Source organism: Microcystis aeruginosa NIES-843 (genome assembly GCF_000010625.1).
Lineage (GTDB): Bacteria > Cyanobacteriota > Cyanobacteriia > Cyanobacteriales > Microcystaceae > Microcystis > Microcystis aeruginosa.
Genome location: NC_010296.1, coordinates 2,995,558 through 3,013,780 on the forward strand (window position 1 = coordinate 2,995,558; position 18,223 = coordinate 3,013,780).

The 18,223-nt window shown below is 41.4% G+C and carries 17 protein-coding genes; 5 read left to right on the forward strand and 12 right to left on the reverse strand.

What is annotated here, in order from left to right:
* Window positions 1–97: 97 nt before the first annotated feature.
* From MAE_RS14220 to MAE_RS34360, 6 genes are all read right to left on the reverse strand, one after another.
* On the reverse strand, window positions 98–1,003 hold the full coding sequence (locus MAE_RS14220) for a sulfotransferase domain-containing protein (protein ID WP_012266213.1): 906 nt from the start codon (window positions 1,001–1,003) through the stop codon (window positions 98–100).
* 254 nt (window positions 1,004–1,257) lie between these two features.
* Window positions 1,258–1,557, reverse strand: a complete 300-nt coding sequence (locus MAE_RS14225; RefSeq protein ID WP_041804129.1) for a sulfotransferase — start codon at window positions 1,555–1,557, stop codon at window positions 1,258–1,260.
* Window positions 1,558–1,590: 33 nt separating this feature from the next.
* Window positions 1,591–2,424, reverse strand: coding sequence for a sulfotransferase domain-containing protein (locus tag MAE_RS14230; protein WP_012266215.1), 834 nt, complete (start codon window positions 2,422–2,424; stop codon window positions 1,591–1,593).
* A 368-nt stretch (window positions 2,425–2,792) separates the two neighbouring features.
* The gene (locus MAE_RS14235; RefSeq protein ID WP_012266217.1) at window positions 2,793–4,157 is read right to left on the reverse strand and encodes a hypothetical protein; all 1,365 of its coding nucleotides are present in this window, start codon (window positions 4,155–4,157) and stop codon (window positions 2,793–2,795) included.
* 167 nt (window positions 4,158–4,324) lie between these two features.
* Window positions 4,325–5,626 carry a flippase gene (locus MAE_RS14240; RefSeq protein ID WP_012266218.1) on the reverse strand — a complete coding sequence of 434 codons (1,302 nt, stop codon included), beginning with the start codon at window positions 5,624–5,626 and terminating at the stop codon, window positions 4,325–4,327.
* A gap of 316 nt (window positions 5,627–5,942) precedes the next feature.
* Window positions 5,943–6,689, reverse strand: coding sequence for a putative capsular polysaccharide synthesis family protein (locus tag MAE_RS34360; protein ID WP_012266219.1), 747 nt, complete (start codon window positions 6,687–6,689; stop codon window positions 5,943–5,945).
* A gap of 795 nt (window positions 6,690–7,484) precedes the next feature.
* Here MAE_RS34360 and MAE_RS14250 point away from each other — a divergent pair.
* Together MAE_RS14250 and MAE_RS14255 are read left to right on the forward strand one after the other, a co-directional pair.
* On the forward strand, window positions 7,485–9,797 hold the full coding sequence (locus tag MAE_RS14250; RefSeq protein WP_041804131.1) for a GumC family protein: 2,313 nt from the start codon (window positions 7,485–7,487) through the stop codon (window positions 9,795–9,797).
* Window positions 9,798–9,988: 191 nt separating this feature from the next.
* Window positions 9,989–11,446, forward strand: a complete 1,458-nt coding sequence (locus MAE_RS14255; protein ID WP_012266221.1) for a DASH family cryptochrome — start codon at window positions 9,989–9,991, stop codon at window positions 11,444–11,446.
* A 330-nt stretch (window positions 11,447–11,776) separates the two neighbouring features.
* On the opposite strand, the gene nadA is transcribed toward MAE_RS14255, so the two are convergent.
* Window positions 11,777–12,736 (reverse strand): quinolinate synthase NadA, encoded by a 960-nt coding sequence (nadA, locus tag MAE_RS14260; RefSeq protein ID WP_002798469.1) that lies wholly within the window; start codon window positions 12,734–12,736, stop codon window positions 11,777–11,779.
* 221 nt (window positions 12,737–12,957) lie between these two features.
* Here nadA and tatC point away from each other — a divergent pair, with 221 nt between their 5' ends.
* The 3 genes from tatC (at window position 12,958) to psbB (ending at window position 16,021) form a co-directional block, all read left to right on the forward strand.
* Window positions 12,958–13,719 (forward strand): twin-arginine translocase subunit TatC, encoded by a 762-nt coding sequence (tatC, locus tag MAE_RS14265; protein WP_002756761.1) that lies wholly within the window; start codon window positions 12,958–12,960, stop codon window positions 13,717–13,719.
* A gap of 78 nt (window positions 13,720–13,797) precedes the next feature.
* Window positions 13,798–14,109 (forward strand): hypothetical protein, encoded by a 312-nt coding sequence (locus MAE_RS14270; protein ID WP_002798470.1) that lies wholly within the window; start codon window positions 13,798–13,800, stop codon window positions 14,107–14,109.
* Between the two features lie 385 nt (window positions 14,110–14,494).
* Window positions 14,495–16,021 carry a photosystem II chlorophyll-binding protein CP47 gene (psbB, locus tag MAE_RS14275; RefSeq protein ID WP_002757651.1) on the forward strand — a complete coding sequence of 509 codons (1,527 nt, stop codon included), beginning with the start codon at window positions 14,495–14,497 and terminating at the stop codon, window positions 16,019–16,021.
* 372 nt (window positions 16,022–16,393) lie between these two features.
* Here the strand turns inward: psbB and MAE_RS29750 are convergent, their stop codons facing one another.
* The 5 genes from MAE_RS29750 to MAE_RS14290 all read right to left on the reverse strand — a co-directional run bounded on the left by MAE_RS29750 (window position 16,394) and on the right by MAE_RS14290 (window position 18,162).
* The gene (locus MAE_RS29750) at window positions 16,394–16,513 is read right to left on the reverse strand and encodes a photosystem II reaction center protein J (protein WP_002736108.1); all 120 of its coding nucleotides are present in this window, start codon (window positions 16,511–16,513) and stop codon (window positions 16,394–16,396) included.
* 42 nt (window positions 16,514–16,555) lie between these two features.
* Window positions 16,556–16,675 carry a photosystem II reaction center protein L gene (locus tag MAE_RS29755; protein ID WP_002735805.1) on the reverse strand — a complete coding sequence of 40 codons (120 nt, stop codon included), beginning with the start codon at window positions 16,673–16,675 and terminating at the stop codon, window positions 16,556–16,558.
* 10 nt (window positions 16,676–16,685) lie between these two features.
* Window positions 16,686–16,820, reverse strand: a complete 135-nt coding sequence (gene psbF, locus MAE_RS14280) for a cytochrome b559 subunit beta (RefSeq protein WP_002736175.1) — start codon at window positions 16,818–16,820, stop codon at window positions 16,686–16,688.
* 25 nt (window positions 16,821–16,845) lie between these two features.
* On the reverse strand, window positions 16,846–17,091 hold the full coding sequence (gene psbE, locus MAE_RS14285; RefSeq protein WP_002749269.1) for a cytochrome b559 subunit alpha: 246 nt from the start codon (window positions 17,089–17,091) through the stop codon (window positions 16,846–16,848).
* A gap of 78 nt (window positions 17,092–17,169) precedes the next feature.
* Window positions 17,170–18,162, reverse strand: coding sequence for a photosynthesis system II assembly factor Ycf48 (locus MAE_RS14290; RefSeq protein WP_002798092.1), 993 nt, complete (start codon window positions 18,160–18,162; stop codon window positions 17,170–17,172).
* Window positions 18,163–18,223 lie beyond the last annotated feature (61 nt).

Genomic DNA, 18,223 nt, shown 5'->3' on the forward strand with positions numbered 1-18,223 from the left:
CATTTACTCCAACAACTATTCTAGAAAAAGTAGCGACAATTGCAGGAAAAAGCATTAACCTATGCGGCAAATTATAAAAATATGTGTTATTCAAATATTATAATATTTCATAGCCGAGTTCAGATAATAGAGAATTATATTTTTCCTTAAAATACTGTTTATGTTCATCATTAAAATGGTTTTTCCAATCTCCTGTAATTCCCTTCCGATAATGACTCTTGATATTTTCTTCTCCTGGTTTTCTAGCCCCCGATAGTTTAATAAAATTATTATCATATACAATACTTAATAGCCGCCAAGGATAAAGCGGGGATCGAAAAGATAGCAAGTTCAAATTATTAACGGGCATATATCTTGAGTATATTAGTTTTGAAATAACCTTCTGTAATCTGTAGTTTATCACAGATTTGAGAGCTATATTATTAGATTTTTCTAAAATTCCTAGAAACTGAAAAATATCTAGAAATTTGCTGTAGGGGTTAGAAACTAACTCTTCAAACTTGATCTCCATGATGTTAGGGCATGAGTAGTTCCACCCAAACATATCTTTAAATACATTTACTTCTACTCCATCATATTTTAACCTCTCAAGATGTTCCATTGTTAAAAACAATCCTTCGTCTTTGGAAACTTTTTCTAATTGCTTTCTATAATCGACCAACTCAGGCCAGAATTGATCGCTGTGACTATACAGGTGAGAAAAGTAAGCTGATACTACTGTATCACGGGGGTCTCTGATCACGTGAAAACCTTTAAAATTTTGCAGGATTGGATTGACGTAATTTATATCGGCGTTGGTGTAGGATAAAAATTGAATTTTATTTCTGTTGATTGCTTCGGCTAAATCGAAGTTGAACATCTTGGGACTGTGGAAGTGCGTACTTTTAATTCCTATTTCCGAACACACCGAATAAACTACTTTTAAAATCCAGCTTGAACCAGCTTTATGATGACCGAAATAAGCTAGTATCGGGGTGTCCGTACTTATTGCAAGGTTTTTCATAAAAATATGATGAAACATTAAGGATGTAGTACCACATTATAGCATCAGAAAAGTTTTTTTGACAAGTTCAGCCTAAAAAAAACTTCTTTGGTAGAATGGCTCTTCGGTTTGTGTTATGCAATTGACGGGGAGTATAAGGGATGGAACCCTTATATAGAAAGGCATTTAGCGATTTTTGTCAATTATTTTTGATCTAGAGCGAACTAATCAATTAAGTCTCTTGCCAGATAAGGATTTAGTCGATTTATGCCCCCCTATCGAACCATACCAAGTAACGAAGAACCGGTAGAATTATCTATAATTGTCAAAGGACGTTTTTCTATTTGAAAAAGACTGCAATAAGCTTCTAGGTAAACAACCACAGCACTATTAATTATGTGGTCTTTTCCTTGAATTCCAGGCCCAAGAAAATCTACCTGATCATTTTCAAAAGCGAAAAAATAGGGTTCTTTCTTGGGACTTATGTAAACTTCTGGGTGTTGCCCCAAGTATTGAGCTAGGGATGTGGTGCCAGACTTGGGGGCACCAATAATTAGGAAGTTAGGCATAGTCATATAATTTAGCTCTCTACTAATAACAGTAATTAATTAGAAATTATAACCCAATAAACCAGCTATATCCCGACTCGAATCTTCTATAAACTTTCTATCTGACTCGGATAATTCTCGTCCACGATTGGCTACACCTTGACGAACAAATGACATTTTTTCGTTAACTAAATTTAAAGATGCGTGCTTTAATTCTGATTCCTTCATTCGTTCTTTTGAACTCAAGGCGATCGCTTTTTCCAGAGAACTATCATCCATTATCATACCTAAAGACTCCATTAAAAGAAAGAGTTGTAATTTAGTATCTTCCAGAAAATCTTCATATCTAAATATTTTGATTCTCTGACTGGCTGGGTTGTGATCAAAATACCAAGACTTGCTGTGTTTTACCCAACTCATAATACCGTACTTATCATCTCTGATTAGCTCTGATATGGTAGTTGCCTCAGAAATTTGCTTTAGTCCCTTGAGATAATGATAATAGGAAACCATTACATCTCTGGGATCTCTGACTAGGAGAATGACTCTGTAGTAGTACGGGTTATAGGCAGAGTGACTTTTAATAATTCTAGGTAAGTCTGTTCTTCCAAAAGGCCCAGTTGGCTGTAGGTTTATCTTGCCTCGCGGAGAAGGTATGATACCCAAGATAGTAAAAAAATTGACATCTTGATCTATTCGATAATGGACTTTGATAGCATTAGCAATTAAAAATCTTAACCATGTGTTTCCTGATTTTGGATAGGAAACGAGGAAAACATCCTCTACCACATGATTTTTATGCAGAGAACGCCCATACTTGATTTTTTTTGCTATTCGACTAGGCAAGGTCAAGATGTTTAAAGAATTCAATGGAAAGGATAGTATGTTTTTCATAAGGTTTCGTCTTTATATATTCACCAGTTTCTCACCGGCCATCATAACACACAGTTTTACATAATATAGGTCTTTCCTAGATCGCAAAAAGTACTTATCAAGTAACTATAAGCTAAGACGCATTTAAACCGCTTATTCTTAGATTAGCCGAACCTCCCCCAATCCCTTTACTGTTGCCTTTTGCCTCTTGCCTTTTGCCTCGTTTCAACAAGCAATTTAAATTACGAACAGCTTAGCAGTTTTCATCAGAATCAGGCATGGGCAAGGGGCTTAAACCATTTGTTGGCAAAACTTGTCGATACGTCAGTAACGGGAAAAGTGCTATATTTAGTTAGTCCATAATTATAACTCCGTTTATAGAATTGAATTCATATTTTATATCCTTTATATTTCTTGTATTTTTTTTTGTAGTATTCTCTGATTAAAAGTATTAACCAAATAATCAAAAAACGAAAGACAGAGCCTAGACTTAACAATAGCAAAAACAGGGCAATAAAAGAAGTAAAAATAATCAAGAAATTATTTTTTGTAGAATCTCCAAATCTACAAATTAAGGCAATTGTAATTGGACCGATAAAAGCTCCTACCCAACCAAAATTAGATAAGGATTCCCCCAACCAAGTCCCTGTTATACCGAAGAGAACATCTTTGGGAGATATGTTAAAAGAGGCCGCTGCCACATATTTTTGGTAATTATAAGTAATGGGTTTACCTGGACACAAAAAGCGAGGAATATATAAAACTAAAGCATGATAAACTGTCTGAAGTCGATGATCGAGTATCTTAAGTTTATCAGGATTTAATTCTGAATAAATAGACAGTTTAAGCAGATGGTCTCTACCATAATCGAAACGAGATATTTCATACATTTGCTTTGTATCTATACCCCTGACTAAGGAAGTTTGATAAGAATAGGAAAAAAGACCAAAAACTAATAATAAACCCAATAAAAATGCTAAGATTTTTACTCTATTAAAAGCTTTTTTTAATAGAAAAGTGAGGATTAAAGCGAAAATCATAAAAGCAACAATATGCCGCTTGCCGTTAAGCCATATTGTTATGGATGTTGGTATTATAACACTTGCCCAAAAGTACAAATTCATTAGTGACAAATTTTTATTTTTTTGCAATAAAATCACTGTTATCATTCCACTCAAACTGAGTAAAGAAGAAAGATGTATAAGTTGATGAAATTTTTCCTCTTCTTCCGACAAGAGACCAGCACCTTTTGCTCCGTAAGTGATGTAGAGACCGGGATTAGGACTAAATGACCAAAGAATGACAGGTAAGAATAAAAGAAAGTAACCAATAAGTAGTATCATTAATAACTTAAATTGTTTACCGAGCTTATACCTATTGCTGGAACCAATTAAGTTAACCCAAAATGTTTGATTATTGATTAATAATCTTCCATGACTCTCCTTGTCTTTGGGGATTCCATTGTACCACAATACTACTGGCACGATAGCAATGTATAGGCAGTAAATCAAAAAGGTTGTTTCATCCCTAACAGCCACTCTTAGATTATCAAGTCCACGAAAAAAGTCGTACTTAGGTTCACCAATTACTAAATCTAATAATAACGGCACACCAAAAAATAAAAAATTAATGATAATTACTAAGTAGGCAGAGTAATAGCGCTTAAATATTATATTCTTGCCGGACAAAAAAGCCCAAAATAAAAGCCAGGCAAAGGTTATTATCTTAACTAAGTTAATCTCATTTTCGCTCATCATATCTCCTTAGTAAGTTTTCTCTGATAACATCGAAACGCAAATAATTAAGTAGGGAGGCAAAATTATTTGTAGGATGGGTTAGCGGTAGCGTAACATAATCGGGCGTTGGGTTTCATGCTTCAACCCAACCTACGTTCATCTTATATTTAATTCCACCCACCCATTTAAATTGCCGTAGATTTGATGCCCAATTTTTGGCGTACCCAGATAGCACTGATAACATTGCCCACAATCATCGAGATTGCGGTGGCAGTGGCTGCACCATTCACCCCCCACTTCGGTATTAGTAGCCAATTAAGACAGACATTTAACAAAGCGGCAAATGCCACAGTTGCTGCACTAAATTTAGCATGGCGGGTCATATTTAGCAATAGACCCACGGAACCAGTCAGAGCGTTAACCAGATAGCCAATACTCAAAATTATCAAAGCTGTTTGTCCCTGTATAAACTCAGCACCAAAAAGCTGTAAGATCGAGTATCTCAATGCAATCAACCCCAAAGTCATGACTAGAGCAAACAAGCTGATTAAACGAGTGCTATGAGTAACCAGCCTTTGCAGTTGTTCCCGCTTTCCCTCTGCATACAGTGTAGCAAAAGTTGGCGAAAGGACGTTATTCAATATTCCCAGGGCAAAAACAATCAGAGAAGTGACTCGACTGACTACTGCGTAAACTCCCACCGCACCCGCACCCTTGAAGGCACCGAGCATCAATATATCGATACGAGAGTTAATCACCGCTAGTCCTCCTAGCAAAATAAACGGTAAGCCGTCCTTCAGCCAAGTCAGAATTTTGTATTCAGGTTTAGCCTGTTTAACCTCTTGGGGAAGCACTCTGGCTAATAGTACCACACCAACGACAAAAGTAATGCCAAGAGATATCAATTTTAAGCCCATCACCCAGACAGTGATATTTTCTTGATTTCTAAGAAACCAGTAGCTAGAAATCGTCAGGATAATAAAAACTAAGGGAGCTAGTAGATTTTCTGGCATTTGCCCTAAAACCACCCTGTGTAAACCCTTCATCGTCGCTAGTCTCAAGCTAGTTAAAGAGACAATTGGTAAGGAAATCATCGCTACACACAGAGATGGTAATAAGTCCGGCTCCCTGACTTGTCCCCAGTTCAGAATAATAGCAATAGCAACTAATGCCATTAGGCTAGAAACTATGAAGACAATTGCATTTGCCCATTGTAATAGACCACGCATTAATCCCCAAGCTGACTGACTACTATAGATAGCCACTTCTCTGACTAATAAGTTATTAAAGCCTAGAGTCGCAGGAATGCCCAGCAAAGCCGGCCAAGTCATTGCATAAGTATAAACCCCAAAGCCATTTTTACCGAGCCAGCGAGCTAGAATAATACTGGTCAGAAAACTAAGGGTCATGAAAGCAACTCTTAAACCAAGAGAACCCGTCGCATCTCGAATTAAACGTTCTTTCAGTTTTAAGGGAGTTTTCTTCATCTTTTTCTTTGCTCCAGAGATGCTACTAAGTCCATCGTGAATAAACTTTTCTGATTTCTTCCTCCGTGTAAAAATGATTAAAGTATTTAGAACTGCACATCTCCTCTACATAAGATAGTGGTAATTTGAGATTTTGCTTAAATTCTTTATACATATCTCGATAATTTTGGCTCTTCGGGACTTGGTATGGTTCGATAGGGGGGCATAAATCGACTCAATCCTTATCTGGCAAGAGATTTAATTGATTAGTTCGCTCCAGATCGCCAACAATTGACAAAAATTGCGGCAATGTCTGTCTCTATAAAGGTTTCATTCCTTATAACCCCGTCCATTGCATAAGACAAACCGAAGAACCATAATTTTTATCTTCTCCCACGTTCGTCCTTACTAACTTAAATTCTTTTAAACCCAGAAATTCGGCGATTGCTTTTTCCTTTACACTGTCAGAGGTTTCTAGTTTGAGGATCAATAAATCCACATTATCTTTGTTAATTCTTAAATATCCCTGCTCTTTCGGAAAAGGATATTCATAAACATCTATCCCTAAAAATGGCTTGAAGTAATTATCGAACCAGTCTAGGGGAGTTGAATGAGGGAAAAAATTGATAAATATATCCCTTAGCTCTTGGGGAGTAAAATTGGATTGTTCATACTTTTTCCCTGTTTCTCTTTCAAAGTTCTGAAAAAAAGCTGCAACATTTCTACCTATTGGTTCCCTAGTTAAAGAAATAATTTTTACTTGTTTTTTCGGGGCAATTATTTTGTTATATAAAAATTTACCCTGTCTGAGTAGCATTTCTCTCTCCAGTTTTACGCTCAAAATTTCGTAAACATTAGGATTGTAAAAGCTTCTATTATCAGCATTTTTGAGTAAAAAATGAACATGAAACAATGGCAAAATTGCTTTTTTTTTTAAGGATTTCATCACCGAGCTAGAACCAACTTTGCCCATTTGATAGATTATAATAGGTGTTTGATTCGTTGCATAAAGTCTGAATCGTAATTTTATGTCTTGCAGAACAATCTTCCGCAGATAAGTCAGGTTATCAAGCAATTTAGACATTTGGTTTTTGCCTGTAGTTTAATTTTTTTACTCTACACCAGCGATACAGATGCTGAGTTCTCAATGAGGATAATCTATTTCAGCATCCTTGTCAACCTAGGGTGGTAATTTTGGTAATTCTCAAGATAGTTGCTCAATTATCTCACTTACATTGAGGACACTAAGCAAACAAACAGCTTTTACTGATTTTAAAGCTGTTTTTAGTCATTAATAAACTATTTTTTCGGCTTTATCCGTTAATTCTCTCTCCTTGTCCCAATTTTCCCCCTTTGCCCCGAAAAAACTCTTGGTCAACTAACCGCCTAATTATCTATTCCTGAGTGTAGAATGGCTACCTATGGATGTTCTGATTGGTCGGGGGGATTATCAGCAAGCTTGACCATAAGACGAGGCGGGACAAAAATTAGCAGTTCTGGAAAAACTAGAGTTATCATCGTAGCACGGTGTTATGATTGAGCGGTGATTGATCTAGCCAGATTGCTACCGCAAAATCTTTTAAACCGCATCCACAGGGAAAACCGTAGTTTGGTTTTTTCGGCTATGATCTTTGCATAGCAATACTTTTAAGGGTTAATGGCCTGCCAGTGAGATTCCAGTTCTCTAGCTGGTTGCGGTTTATATCCTTTAAAAGTGTCCCGAAGTCAATTTCAGCTTTAGATGTCATATTCCTTACTCTATAAGGGTTGGGGGCTATTTTAAATAGATACCATGTTTGGACAAATTCCCAAATTATTCTTAAGCTATACTGGCGTACTAGATGCGGTTTAATACAGTTATCCCTTGACTATTTGATTAATGATGAACAACCAACAAAACGGGGCTTTGAAAACCCAAAGCCAAGGAAATCTACCAGTTTTTGCCCAACCAGCTTTTATCCCCTCCCTGACGCAGGAAGAAGAGGAACTCAACCTGCGTCAAGTCCTTTCTGTCGTCAAGCATCGCTGGTGGATAATCGCTGGCATCACCCTAGGAGTAACAGGTGCGATCGCTGCTTGGACTTTCTTAAAAACCCCTATCTATCAAGGTAGATTCCTGCTGCTCATCGGTCAACCGATTGAGGAAAATAAAAATTCTCTCAAACTGGCAGCCCAAGATATCCTGCCTCAGTTGGGTGGAGAGAACATCGATTATGAAACCCAAATCGCTGTCCTGAAAAGTCCTCAACTCCTTAACCCCATCCTTAGTAAAATAACTCCTCAATATCCCGACTTTACCTACAGTGATTTAATTAGTAAAACTGGCAAATCTGATCTCAAAATTAGTCAATTAGAAGATACGAAAGTTTTAGAGATCGTTTACGAAAATGCAGAACCAGAAAAAATTAAGCTGGTTTTAGATAATTTAGCCCGTCATTACCTAAACTATAGTTCCCAGGAACGCAAGACCGAAATTAATCAAGGCTTGGATTTTGTTAACGCTCAATTGCCCGTGCTGCAGGAACGAGTTAATTCTCTACAAAAACAAATGCAGCAATTCCGGCAGCAATACAATTTCCTGGATCCCGACAAGGAAGCCACTCGTTTATCGCAACAGTTAACCAGCATCGAGCAGGAGTACAGAGTCGCCCAAGTTGCCCTTAACGAAATTAACTCTCGCTATCAAGCTTTACAGCAACAGGTGGGATTGGCCCCTAATCAAGCAATTATCGCCACTTATCTCAGTGAATCTCCCGGTTATCAAGATTTGCTCAAGCAGTTGCAAGAAGTGGAAGTGGAATTGGCGAAACAATCGGCAGTTTTTGCCAAGGATAGCCCGATAATCGCCACCCTAGAGGAAAAACGGGCTAATTTACTGCCCCTACTGCAAAACGAAGCCCAGAGAACCCTAGGGGAAAAACTGCCCCAGACAGTGGGTAATTCCCCGGCTTTGGTATCACGAAGCGCTTTGCGGGTAGAATTAACCCAGCAATTGGTAGAAGCCGCTAACAGTCGCCAAACCCTAGAAATTAAGGTAAAATCCCTTGCCCAAGCCCTCGAACAACAGAAAGCCTCGGTCAAAAATCTGGCGGTTTTAGCCCGTCGCTATACGGATTTGCAACGAGAATTGGAAATTGCCACCACCAGTCTCGGCCGTTTTCTGGAGGAACAACAAAAACTCCAACTCAAGGTGGCACAACAAGTGGTGCCTTGGCAACTAATTTCCCCTCCAGAAGTAGAGGAAGATTTCGTTTCTCCTAAACCCGTGCGAAATCTCGCTTTAGGGGTTATTGGTGGCCTGTTACTAGGCCTAGGGGCAGCCTTTTTAGCTGAAAGATTAGATCCCGTTCATCATAGTGCAGATGAACTAAAAGAAGATACCAAACTGCCCCTTTTAGGCGCAATTCCCTGGCAAAAAGACCTCGATAAGATCGAAAAAGTGATCACCGCCGCCCTACCCCAGTTAACAGTCGCTGGTCAACAACTTACTATCCCTAATACCACTGCGAAATCAGCCAACGAAAACCCCTACTACTATAATTTCTCCCCCTTCTCGGAGGCTTTCCACACTCTTAACACCAATATTCGCCTCCTCGGTTCCGATTCCCCCCTCAAGTCCCTCGTGATTAGTTCTGTATCACCAGGAGATGGTAAAACCACCATGGCAATAAATATCGCTAAGGCTGCCGCTCGTATGGGACAAAAAGTCTTACTGGTGGATGCCGACCTGCGACGACCCCAGATTCACCTACGACTTAATCTCGATAACGACCACGGCCTTAGTAATGTCCTCGCCGAGGGTCTCGATTGGAACGAGGCGATTCAATCCCTGCCCCGCCACGAGAATTTATCGATTCTTACCGCCGGTTCAATTCCCCCAGATCCAACCCGCTTGCTTTCTTCCCAGAGAATGCAGGAGATGATCTCGCAATTACAGCAAGACCACGCCTTCGATCTAATTATCTACGATCTACCACCGATCGCCGCCTTTGCCGATGCCAAAATTCTCGCCGCCATGGCCACTGGCCTAATTCTCGTCACCAAACTGGGCAAAACCGACCGCTTTGTGCTGAAAAATCTGCTCGAAGACCTGAGATTATCCCACATTTCCGTGTTAGGTTTAGTGGCTAATAATGTTAGTCGGAAAGACCACAATTATCGTTACTATGGCCATTACTACGGCAAAAGATAATTAAATCCCATCTTGCTTACTATTTATCGGTTAAGTAGGTAGGTGTTAAAAATTTTCAGGCACCCCCCTTATCAAGGGGGGATTAAGGGGGGATCCCCCCTTATCAAGGGGGGATTAAGGGGGGATCAGAGGCAAAATCTATCTTCTATTTAATTATAACCACTTACTTATCAACTTTTAATTGATGTTAAATGCGGGTTTTAATTTGGTATCGCAATGATCTGCGGGTTCACGATCACGAGGCAATTTATCAAGCTGTTCAAGAACAATTCGAGATAATTCCCTTCTATTGTTTTGATGAGCGTCAATTTGGTTTTACTTCCTACGGGTTTCCAAAAACTGGCAAGTTCCGGGCTAAATTTTTATTAGAAAGCGTAGCAGATTTGCGACAATCTCTGGAAAGTTTAGGCGGTAATTTAATTATCCGACGGGGAAAACCAGAAGACATTATCCCACAATTAGTTCAAGAATTGCAGATAGCCAAGGTTTATTATCATCAAGAGGTAACAGCAGAGGAATTAGCGGTAGAAAAAGCGGTAAATAAGGCTTTATCCGGGGTTCCTGTGCAGATAAAAACTTTTTGGACAGCCACTTTATACCATCCTGATGACTTACCTTTTACCCTTAATCAATTACCAGAATTATTTACTAATTTTCGTAAACAAGTAGAACGTCATTGGCAAATAAGAGCAACTTATCCCACGCCGAAAAAGTTGACAAAATTGCCTAAAATAGAGTTGGGAAACCTTCCCAGTTTAAACGATTTAGGCTTAACAGAATCAATTCTAGACCGGGGAGGTGTTTTGTCGTTTCAAGGGGGTGAAATGGCAGGAAAATCAAGGGTTAAAGAATATATTTGGGATAGTGATTCCTTAAAAACCTATAAGGAAACCCGCAATGAAATGTTAGGGACTAATTATTCCTCAAAATTCTCAGCTTGGTTAAGTTTTGGCTGTCTTTCCCCCCGTTATATCTACGAGGAAGTACAAAAGTATGAGCAAACGAGAGTAAAAAATGACTCTACCTATTGGCTGATTTTTGAATTATTATGGCGAGATTTTTTCCGATTTATGTGCCGTAAACACGGGAATAAAATCTTCTATAAATCTGGTTTGCAAGAACTTTATTTACCTTGGCTAGAAGATTGGGAAAGATTTAATCTCTGGTGTGAGGGAAAAACCGGTTATCCCCTTGTAGATGCTAATATGAGAGAATTAGCCGCTACAGGATTTATGTCGAATCGTGGCCGGCAAAATGTCGCTAGTTTTCTGAGCAAAAATCTCGGTATTGATTGGTGTATGGGAGCAGAATGGTTCGAGTCGTTATTAATTGATTACGATGTCTGTAGTAATTGGGGTAATTGGAATTACACTGCTGGTGTCGGCAATGACGCGCGAGGATTTCGTTATTTTAATATCCCTAAACAGTCGAAAGATTATGATCCCAAAGGTGATTATTTACGTCACTGGTTGCCCGAATTAGCCCTAATAAAAGGCGATAAAATTCACGAACCTTATAAATTATCTCCAGAGGAACAAAAGCGTTATGGTGTGATTTTAGGGGTTAATTATCCTCGTCCCATTGTCGATTTTTTTCAATCCATCAAACACAACGAAAAAATTTATCTTCAGCATTTCAGTGAACAGTAATCAGTAATCAGTAGACCTCTTGCATAAATCCGAAAACAAACGACAGAAACAATAATGGGAGGGACTTTCAGTTAATTATTTATTAGTAGTTGATAATCTTCAAAAATGTTGCTGTACAAGGATCGACTTAAGACTTTTGCAAGAGGTCTAGTAAACAGTAATCAGTGAAAAGACAGTAGGAAACTGGCATTTGATGAGGCTCACTTAATCCATACTGCACACTTAAAACTCAAATCTGATAACTGATAACTGATAACTGATAACTGATAACTGATAACTGATTACTGATAACTGATTACTGATTACTGATTACTGATTACTGATTACTGATTAAGACATTTCTAACATTCTTTGAATCGGCAACAGTGCCTTAACTCTTAAATCTTCAGAAATAGTAATTTCTGGAGTTTTATCTCGCATACAGAGATACAATTTTTCGAGAGTGTTCAGTCTCATGTAGGGACACTCATTACAAGCACAGTTATTTAAAGCTGGTGCGGGGATAAATAGTTTCTCTGGGGCGGATTTTTGCATCTGGTGAATAATCCCCGGTTCTGTGGCGACAATAAAGGTTTTTTCGGAACTTTTCAGGGAATAATTTAATAGTGCCGTCGTGGAACCAATATAATCGGCATGGCGTAAAACCGATGCTTCACACTCAGGATGGGCGATAATTTTTGCTTCTGGATGGGCGACTTTTAATTCTATTATCTTGCGTTCGGAAAAAGTTTCATGGACAATACAACTACCCTGCCAGAGAACTAAATCTCTACCAGTTTGCTGACTGACGTAACGGCCTAAATTGCGATCGGGAGCGAAGATAATCGGTTGATGGGCAGGGATTTGATTAACTATTTTGACTGCGTTGGAACTGGTGCAGATAATATCACTCATGGCCTTAATTTCTGCACTGCAATTGATATAGGAAATCACGATATGATCGGGATATTGGGCTTTAAAACGAGCAAAATCTTCAGGATGACAACTATCAGCTAAAGAACATCCTGCATCTAAATCCGGCAGCAATACCAACTTATCTGGGTTTAAGATTTTAGCTGTTTCTGCCATGAAGTGAACCCCCGCAAATACGATCACATCTGCTGGCGTTCGGGCAGCCTGTTGGGATAAACCGAGAGAATCACCAATATAATCAGCTATATCCTGTATGTCAGAATTTTGATAGTAGTGAGCCAGAATAACGGCGTTTAATTCCCGTTTAAGCTCTTTAATTGCCGTAAATAGGTCATCAGGTAAGCTCGATCGATTTGTGGGTTGAACAGTTGTGAACACGGCGGCATTTATGGTTATTTTTACCAAATACTAAACAAGTTCCTAGATCATAGCAAATTTTTTTTAAGGGGAGTGGGGGAGTGGGGAAGTGGGGAAGTGGGGGGCAACTTTGATTTATTATCCTGAATTCTGTCTCCGAACTCCGAACCCCGAACCCCGAACCCCCATCCCCTATCAATGCTAGGATAAAGGCTTGAGTAGAGAACGATCGAGCGAAAGCCATGTCATCGACAGAAGTAAAAACCCCGCCCCCAGACAGTACCGAATTTCTCGACGAATTGCCCGGAGAAGTGGAAATGTCCTTATTTGACCACTTGGAGGAATTGCGGCGCCGGATTTTTTATAGTTTAATTGCCGTGGCTGTGGGTGCGGTGGGATGTTTTATCTTCGTTAAACCCCTAGTACAAGTGCTGGAAGTCCCTGCCCAAGGGGTAAAATTTTTGCAGTTGGCCCCGGGAGAATTTTTTTTCGTCTCCCTAAAAGTAGCTGGATATAGCGGCATACTGGTGGCTAGTCCCGTCATTCTCTTGCAAATTATCCTCTTTGTGCTGCCGGGGTTAACCCGTCGCGAACGGCGTTTAATTGTCCCGGTAGTGTTAGGATCGAGTGTCTTATTTTTTGCCGGTTTATTTTTTGCCTATATTGCCCTGATTCCCGCCGCTTTAAACTTTTTTGTCAATTATGGGGCGGAAGTGGTCGAACAAGCTTGGTCGATCGAGCGCTATTTTGAATTTGTCTTACTTTTACTTTTTAGTACCGGCATCGCCTTTCAAATTCCCGTTATTCAATTGATTTTGAGCTTTTTAGGCATTATTTCCTCGCAAACGATGTTATCGGGTTGGCGTTTCGTGGTTTTGGGGGCAGTGATTTTAGGCGCGATTTTAACCCCTTCCACAGATCCTCTCACCCAATCCCTGTTAGCAGGGGCGGTCTTGGGTCTATACTTTGGGGGCATTGGGGTGGTGAAATTAACGGGACGTTAGCAGTTTTTTGATAAAATTTGACGGCTGAAAACTAATTAAGCCAGAAAGCTAGAGATTGATTCTAGATTGAGTAACAAAGTGAAATATTTTTTCTTAACGGCAGGTTGGACAATAGGACGGGTGTGGGAATTTGGCGGTTTGTGGGATCACGCGAGTAGTTGGCGACGACCACCGCAGATAGAGCGATTAAATATCGGTATTTTAGAGGGAGAACAGGTTTTATGGCTTTATAAGGTGGAAGAAGCCGTGATTATGGTAGAAGTTGCCCCCAAGAGTGCCGAAATTGCCGATACTGTCCCCACCATCGGGCAAGTGGTGCTAAAACGCTTGATTAGTGCCGAACAAGTCCTCGAAATCCTGCAAAATGCCGAAGAAGTGCTGAGGAAGTAATCAGTTATCAGTTATCAGTTATCAGTTATCAGTCATAATTCCCCATCTCCCCACAGCCCACAGCCCACAGCCCACACCCCACACCCCACACCCTACACCCCACACCCTACAGCCCACACCCCGCACCCCACACCCCACACCCTACACCCTACAGCCCACACCCCACTCCCTGATCTGGAATATTCTGGCGGAAGACCGATCGCAAAGACTTGAAATCTGTTCTAACAATAGTTACACTTCTTTAGAATAGATACACTTTTCAAGGGATAATGTAGGTCGGCTAACTCTTGCACTTAACAGTCGAGATTGTTGGGCTTATATTTTCACCCTGAATATAAAAAGCGTCTAAGTGGACACTAAATTGTCAATAGGAGGAGCGTAGTCAATGGGACTACCTTGGTATCGAGTACACACAGTCGTTCTCAACGACCCGGGCCGTTTAATTTCCGTTCACCTGATGCACACCGCACTGGTAGCGGGTTGGGCTGGCTCCATGGCCCTCTATGAGCTTGCTATTTTCGACCCCAGTGACCCCGTATTAAACCCGATGTGGCGGCAAGGAATGTTCGTGCTGCCCTTCATGGCCCGTTTAGGTGTCACTGGTTCATGGGGTGGCTGGAGCGTCACCGGCGAAACTGGTGTTGACCCCGGTTTCTGGTCTTTTGAAGGCGTTGCCGCCGCTCATATCGTCTTATCCGGTCTGCTATTCCTAGCGGCGGTTTGGCACTGGGTTTTCTGGGATTTAGAATTATTTATCGATCCCCGCACGGGCGAATCTGCGCTCGATTTGCCGAAAATGTTCGGTATTCACCTGTTCTTATCCGGTTTACTCTGCTTCGGTTTCGGTGCTTTCCATCAAACAGGCCTTTGGGGTCCCGGGATGTGGGTTTCCGATGCCTACGGTTTAACCGGTCATGTGCAGCCCGTAGCTCCCGAATGGGGACCGGCTGGTTTTAACCCCTTTAACCCCGGGGGTGTGGTAGCTCACCACATTGCTGCGGGTATCGTCGGGATTATCGCCGGTTTATTCCATTTAACCGTTCGTCCCCCCGAAAGACTCTATAAAGCCCTGAGAATGGGTAATATCGAAACGGTGCTTTCTAGCAGTATCGCCGCCGTTTTCTTTGCCGCTTTCGTCGTGGCCGGAACCATGTGGTACGGTAATGCTACCACCCCGATCGAACTCTTTGGCCCGACCCGTTACCAATGGGATAAGGGCTATTTCCAAGAAGAAATTGAGCGTCGCGTCGAGGCCAGCATCGCCAACGGAGCCACCATCGCCGAAGCTTACCAAGCAATCCCCGAAAAACTGGCTTTCTATGATTATGTCGGTAATAGCCCCGCTAAAGGTGGTTTATTCCGTACTGGTGCCATGGATAGCGGTGACGGTATCGCTAAATCTTGGTTAGGACACCCTGTTTTCAAAGATGGCGAAGGTCGCGTCCTTAGCGTGCGTCGGATGCCTAACTTCTTTGAAACCTTCCCCGTTGTCCTGACTGACTCGGAAGGTATCGTTCGCGCGGATATTCCTTTCCGTCGTGCGGAATCGAAACTGAGTATCGAACAAAGTGGTGTCACCGTTTCTTTCTACGGTGGCTCTCTCGATGGTCAGGTGTTCAGCGATCCTGCTGATGTGAAGAAATTTGCCCGTAGAGCGCAACTCGGTGAAGCTTTCGAGTTTGACACCGAAACCCTGAAGTCTGACGGGGTATTCCGCACTTCTCCGAGAGGTTGGTTTACTTTCGGTCATGCTGTCTTTGCTTTACTATTCTTCTTCGGTCATATCTGGCACGGTTCTCGTACCATCTACCGCGACGTATTCGCCGGGGTCGATCCGGATCTGGAAGAACAAGTGGAATTCGGTTTATTCCAAAAATTGGGTGATCTTAGCACTCGTAAACAAGAAGTTTAGTTTTAGCTAAATCATCCCTATAACTAAAGGAGTCAAGTCTTTGACTCCTTTTTTTAATTAGGGTATGCTGAAAAAGTTTTTCGTGGGGGCAGGGTGTGGGGTGTGGGGTGTGGGGAGAAGGGAGCAGGGAGTGGGGAGCAGGGAGAAACAATTCATAACTTGAGAGTTAATCACACTATTAAAAACGGATTTATCCTAAATCCGGTTATTAAAAACTGATTATTTATTCTCCCCTTTTTCTGTGCGTTACTCAAGGGATTTAGTATTAGTATAAAGTTCGATCGAGCTTTACTTTTCACCGAATACTGAAAAAACCGCTAGTTATTTCTATAACTAACGGCTTTTTGCTGGGGGAAATTACCCGTAATGGAATTACATAGAGGAACCTAAACCGGCGTAAGCTCCGTAGAAGAAAAGACCAAGCACAGCGATAACGCCTAGACCGGCGATGGTGGCGACTAACCACAAAGGAATACGACCTTCTGCGAACATGAATAACACCTCCTAATTGCGATGACAATGAATCGGGACTAATTAGTTAAAGAAATAGCTGGAAAATAAAATTCCCAAGACAGCAACTAGGAGTAAACCTAGGTAAAGAGAAGTACGATTTAACTCGACGGCTTGCCGATTCGGATTAGGTGTTCTTTCCATAATTGTTCTCCTAGCGTTGAATAAACTGCATTGCCGCAATCGCACCGATAAAGAAGACAGTGGGGACCGCTAAGGTATGAACTGCCAACCAGCGAACGGTGAAAATGGGGTAAGAAATGGGTTGATTGGGATTACCACTAGCCATTGTTTTTATCCTTAATTAAAGTAAACTACTGATTAAACTGCTCGATTTGATTTTTGGCCTCAAAGCGATCATTAATGATCGGTAATTCTTGACGCTCTTGAGTGTAATACTCATCGGGACGGGGAGTGCCAAAAACATCGTAAGCTAAACCGGTACTCACGAATAACCAACCTGCGATAAACAGCATGGGGATGGTGATGCTATGGATAATCCAGTAACGAATACTGGTAACGATATCGCCAAAAGGACGTTCGCCGGTACTACCTGACATGGACGGTTCTCCTCGGAATGATAGGACTTGAAAAATTCAATCTCTATAATAGAGACTTTGTTGACCCTGAGACAAGTTTTAGGCCGGTTCGCTAGGGGGATTATATTTCAGTAAAACCCCATTTTGTCCCAAGACAAAACCCTTGTCGGAATTGATAAAAACAATTCGATAGAGATTGGAGGGGACACTTTCCACCGCGCGATCTTTTTGCCAAGATTGGCCGCTGTCATGACTGACCAAGAGATTGCCGCTACCACCAGCGACCCAAATTTCTTCGGGACTGCGGTAGTTGAGGTCCAAAAGTCCCCAACTGGTGGAAAACTCTGGGAATACCTTATCTTCCCATGTATCGAGATCATTGGGGCTAGTAAATTGTAGTTGACCACCCCGGGCCAGGGCCCACAGTTCTCCTTTTTCACCATAACCGACTTTTTGTAAGCGGCGGGAAGAAAGACGATTGTGGGGTTGCCATTCTGTTGACCCCGGTTCCCAGGTGGAATAAAAGTTCCCGCGTGCGGAAACGGCCACATATTTACCATCATGGGAACGAACAATTGTCCGGGCCACACCCACAGCACCTTCCACTAAAGCTTGCCAAGTTTTGCCCCCGTCTTTGGTGCGGTAGATAGCGCCTAAATCCGTGACCATTTCGGCGGTTTTGTCGTTCAGAGCGATAATTCCGTAGGGGGAACCGGGTAATTTTTCACTTAAGGGGATACGGGACCAGCTGCTGCCCCCGTCTTCGCTATGGAGAAGAATTGAGGGTTTACCGACAATCCAACCCTCTTGGTCGTGGAAACTGACGGCGCTAAAGCTAACTTTTTCTTCGCCAAGGTTGAGGACTTTTTGCTGCCAGCTGTCCCCCCCATCGGTGGTTTCAAAGAGGGTAGATTTGGTTCCCACTAACCAACCGTGCTGCAGGTCGTCGGTAAAGGCGATATCGGCAAAAGTGGAGTCAGTGTCGAGGGTGAGGATTTGCCAAGGACTACTGCTCAGGGATGGCACACTACTACAGCTAAAGCAGAAAAAGGCTACAGCTAGAACTATTACGAATTGTTTCAGTTTTCTCATCAATGGTTCAGAGGTATTGGTCAAGGAATCGGGACGGATTAGGGTTTGTACCCGATGGGTT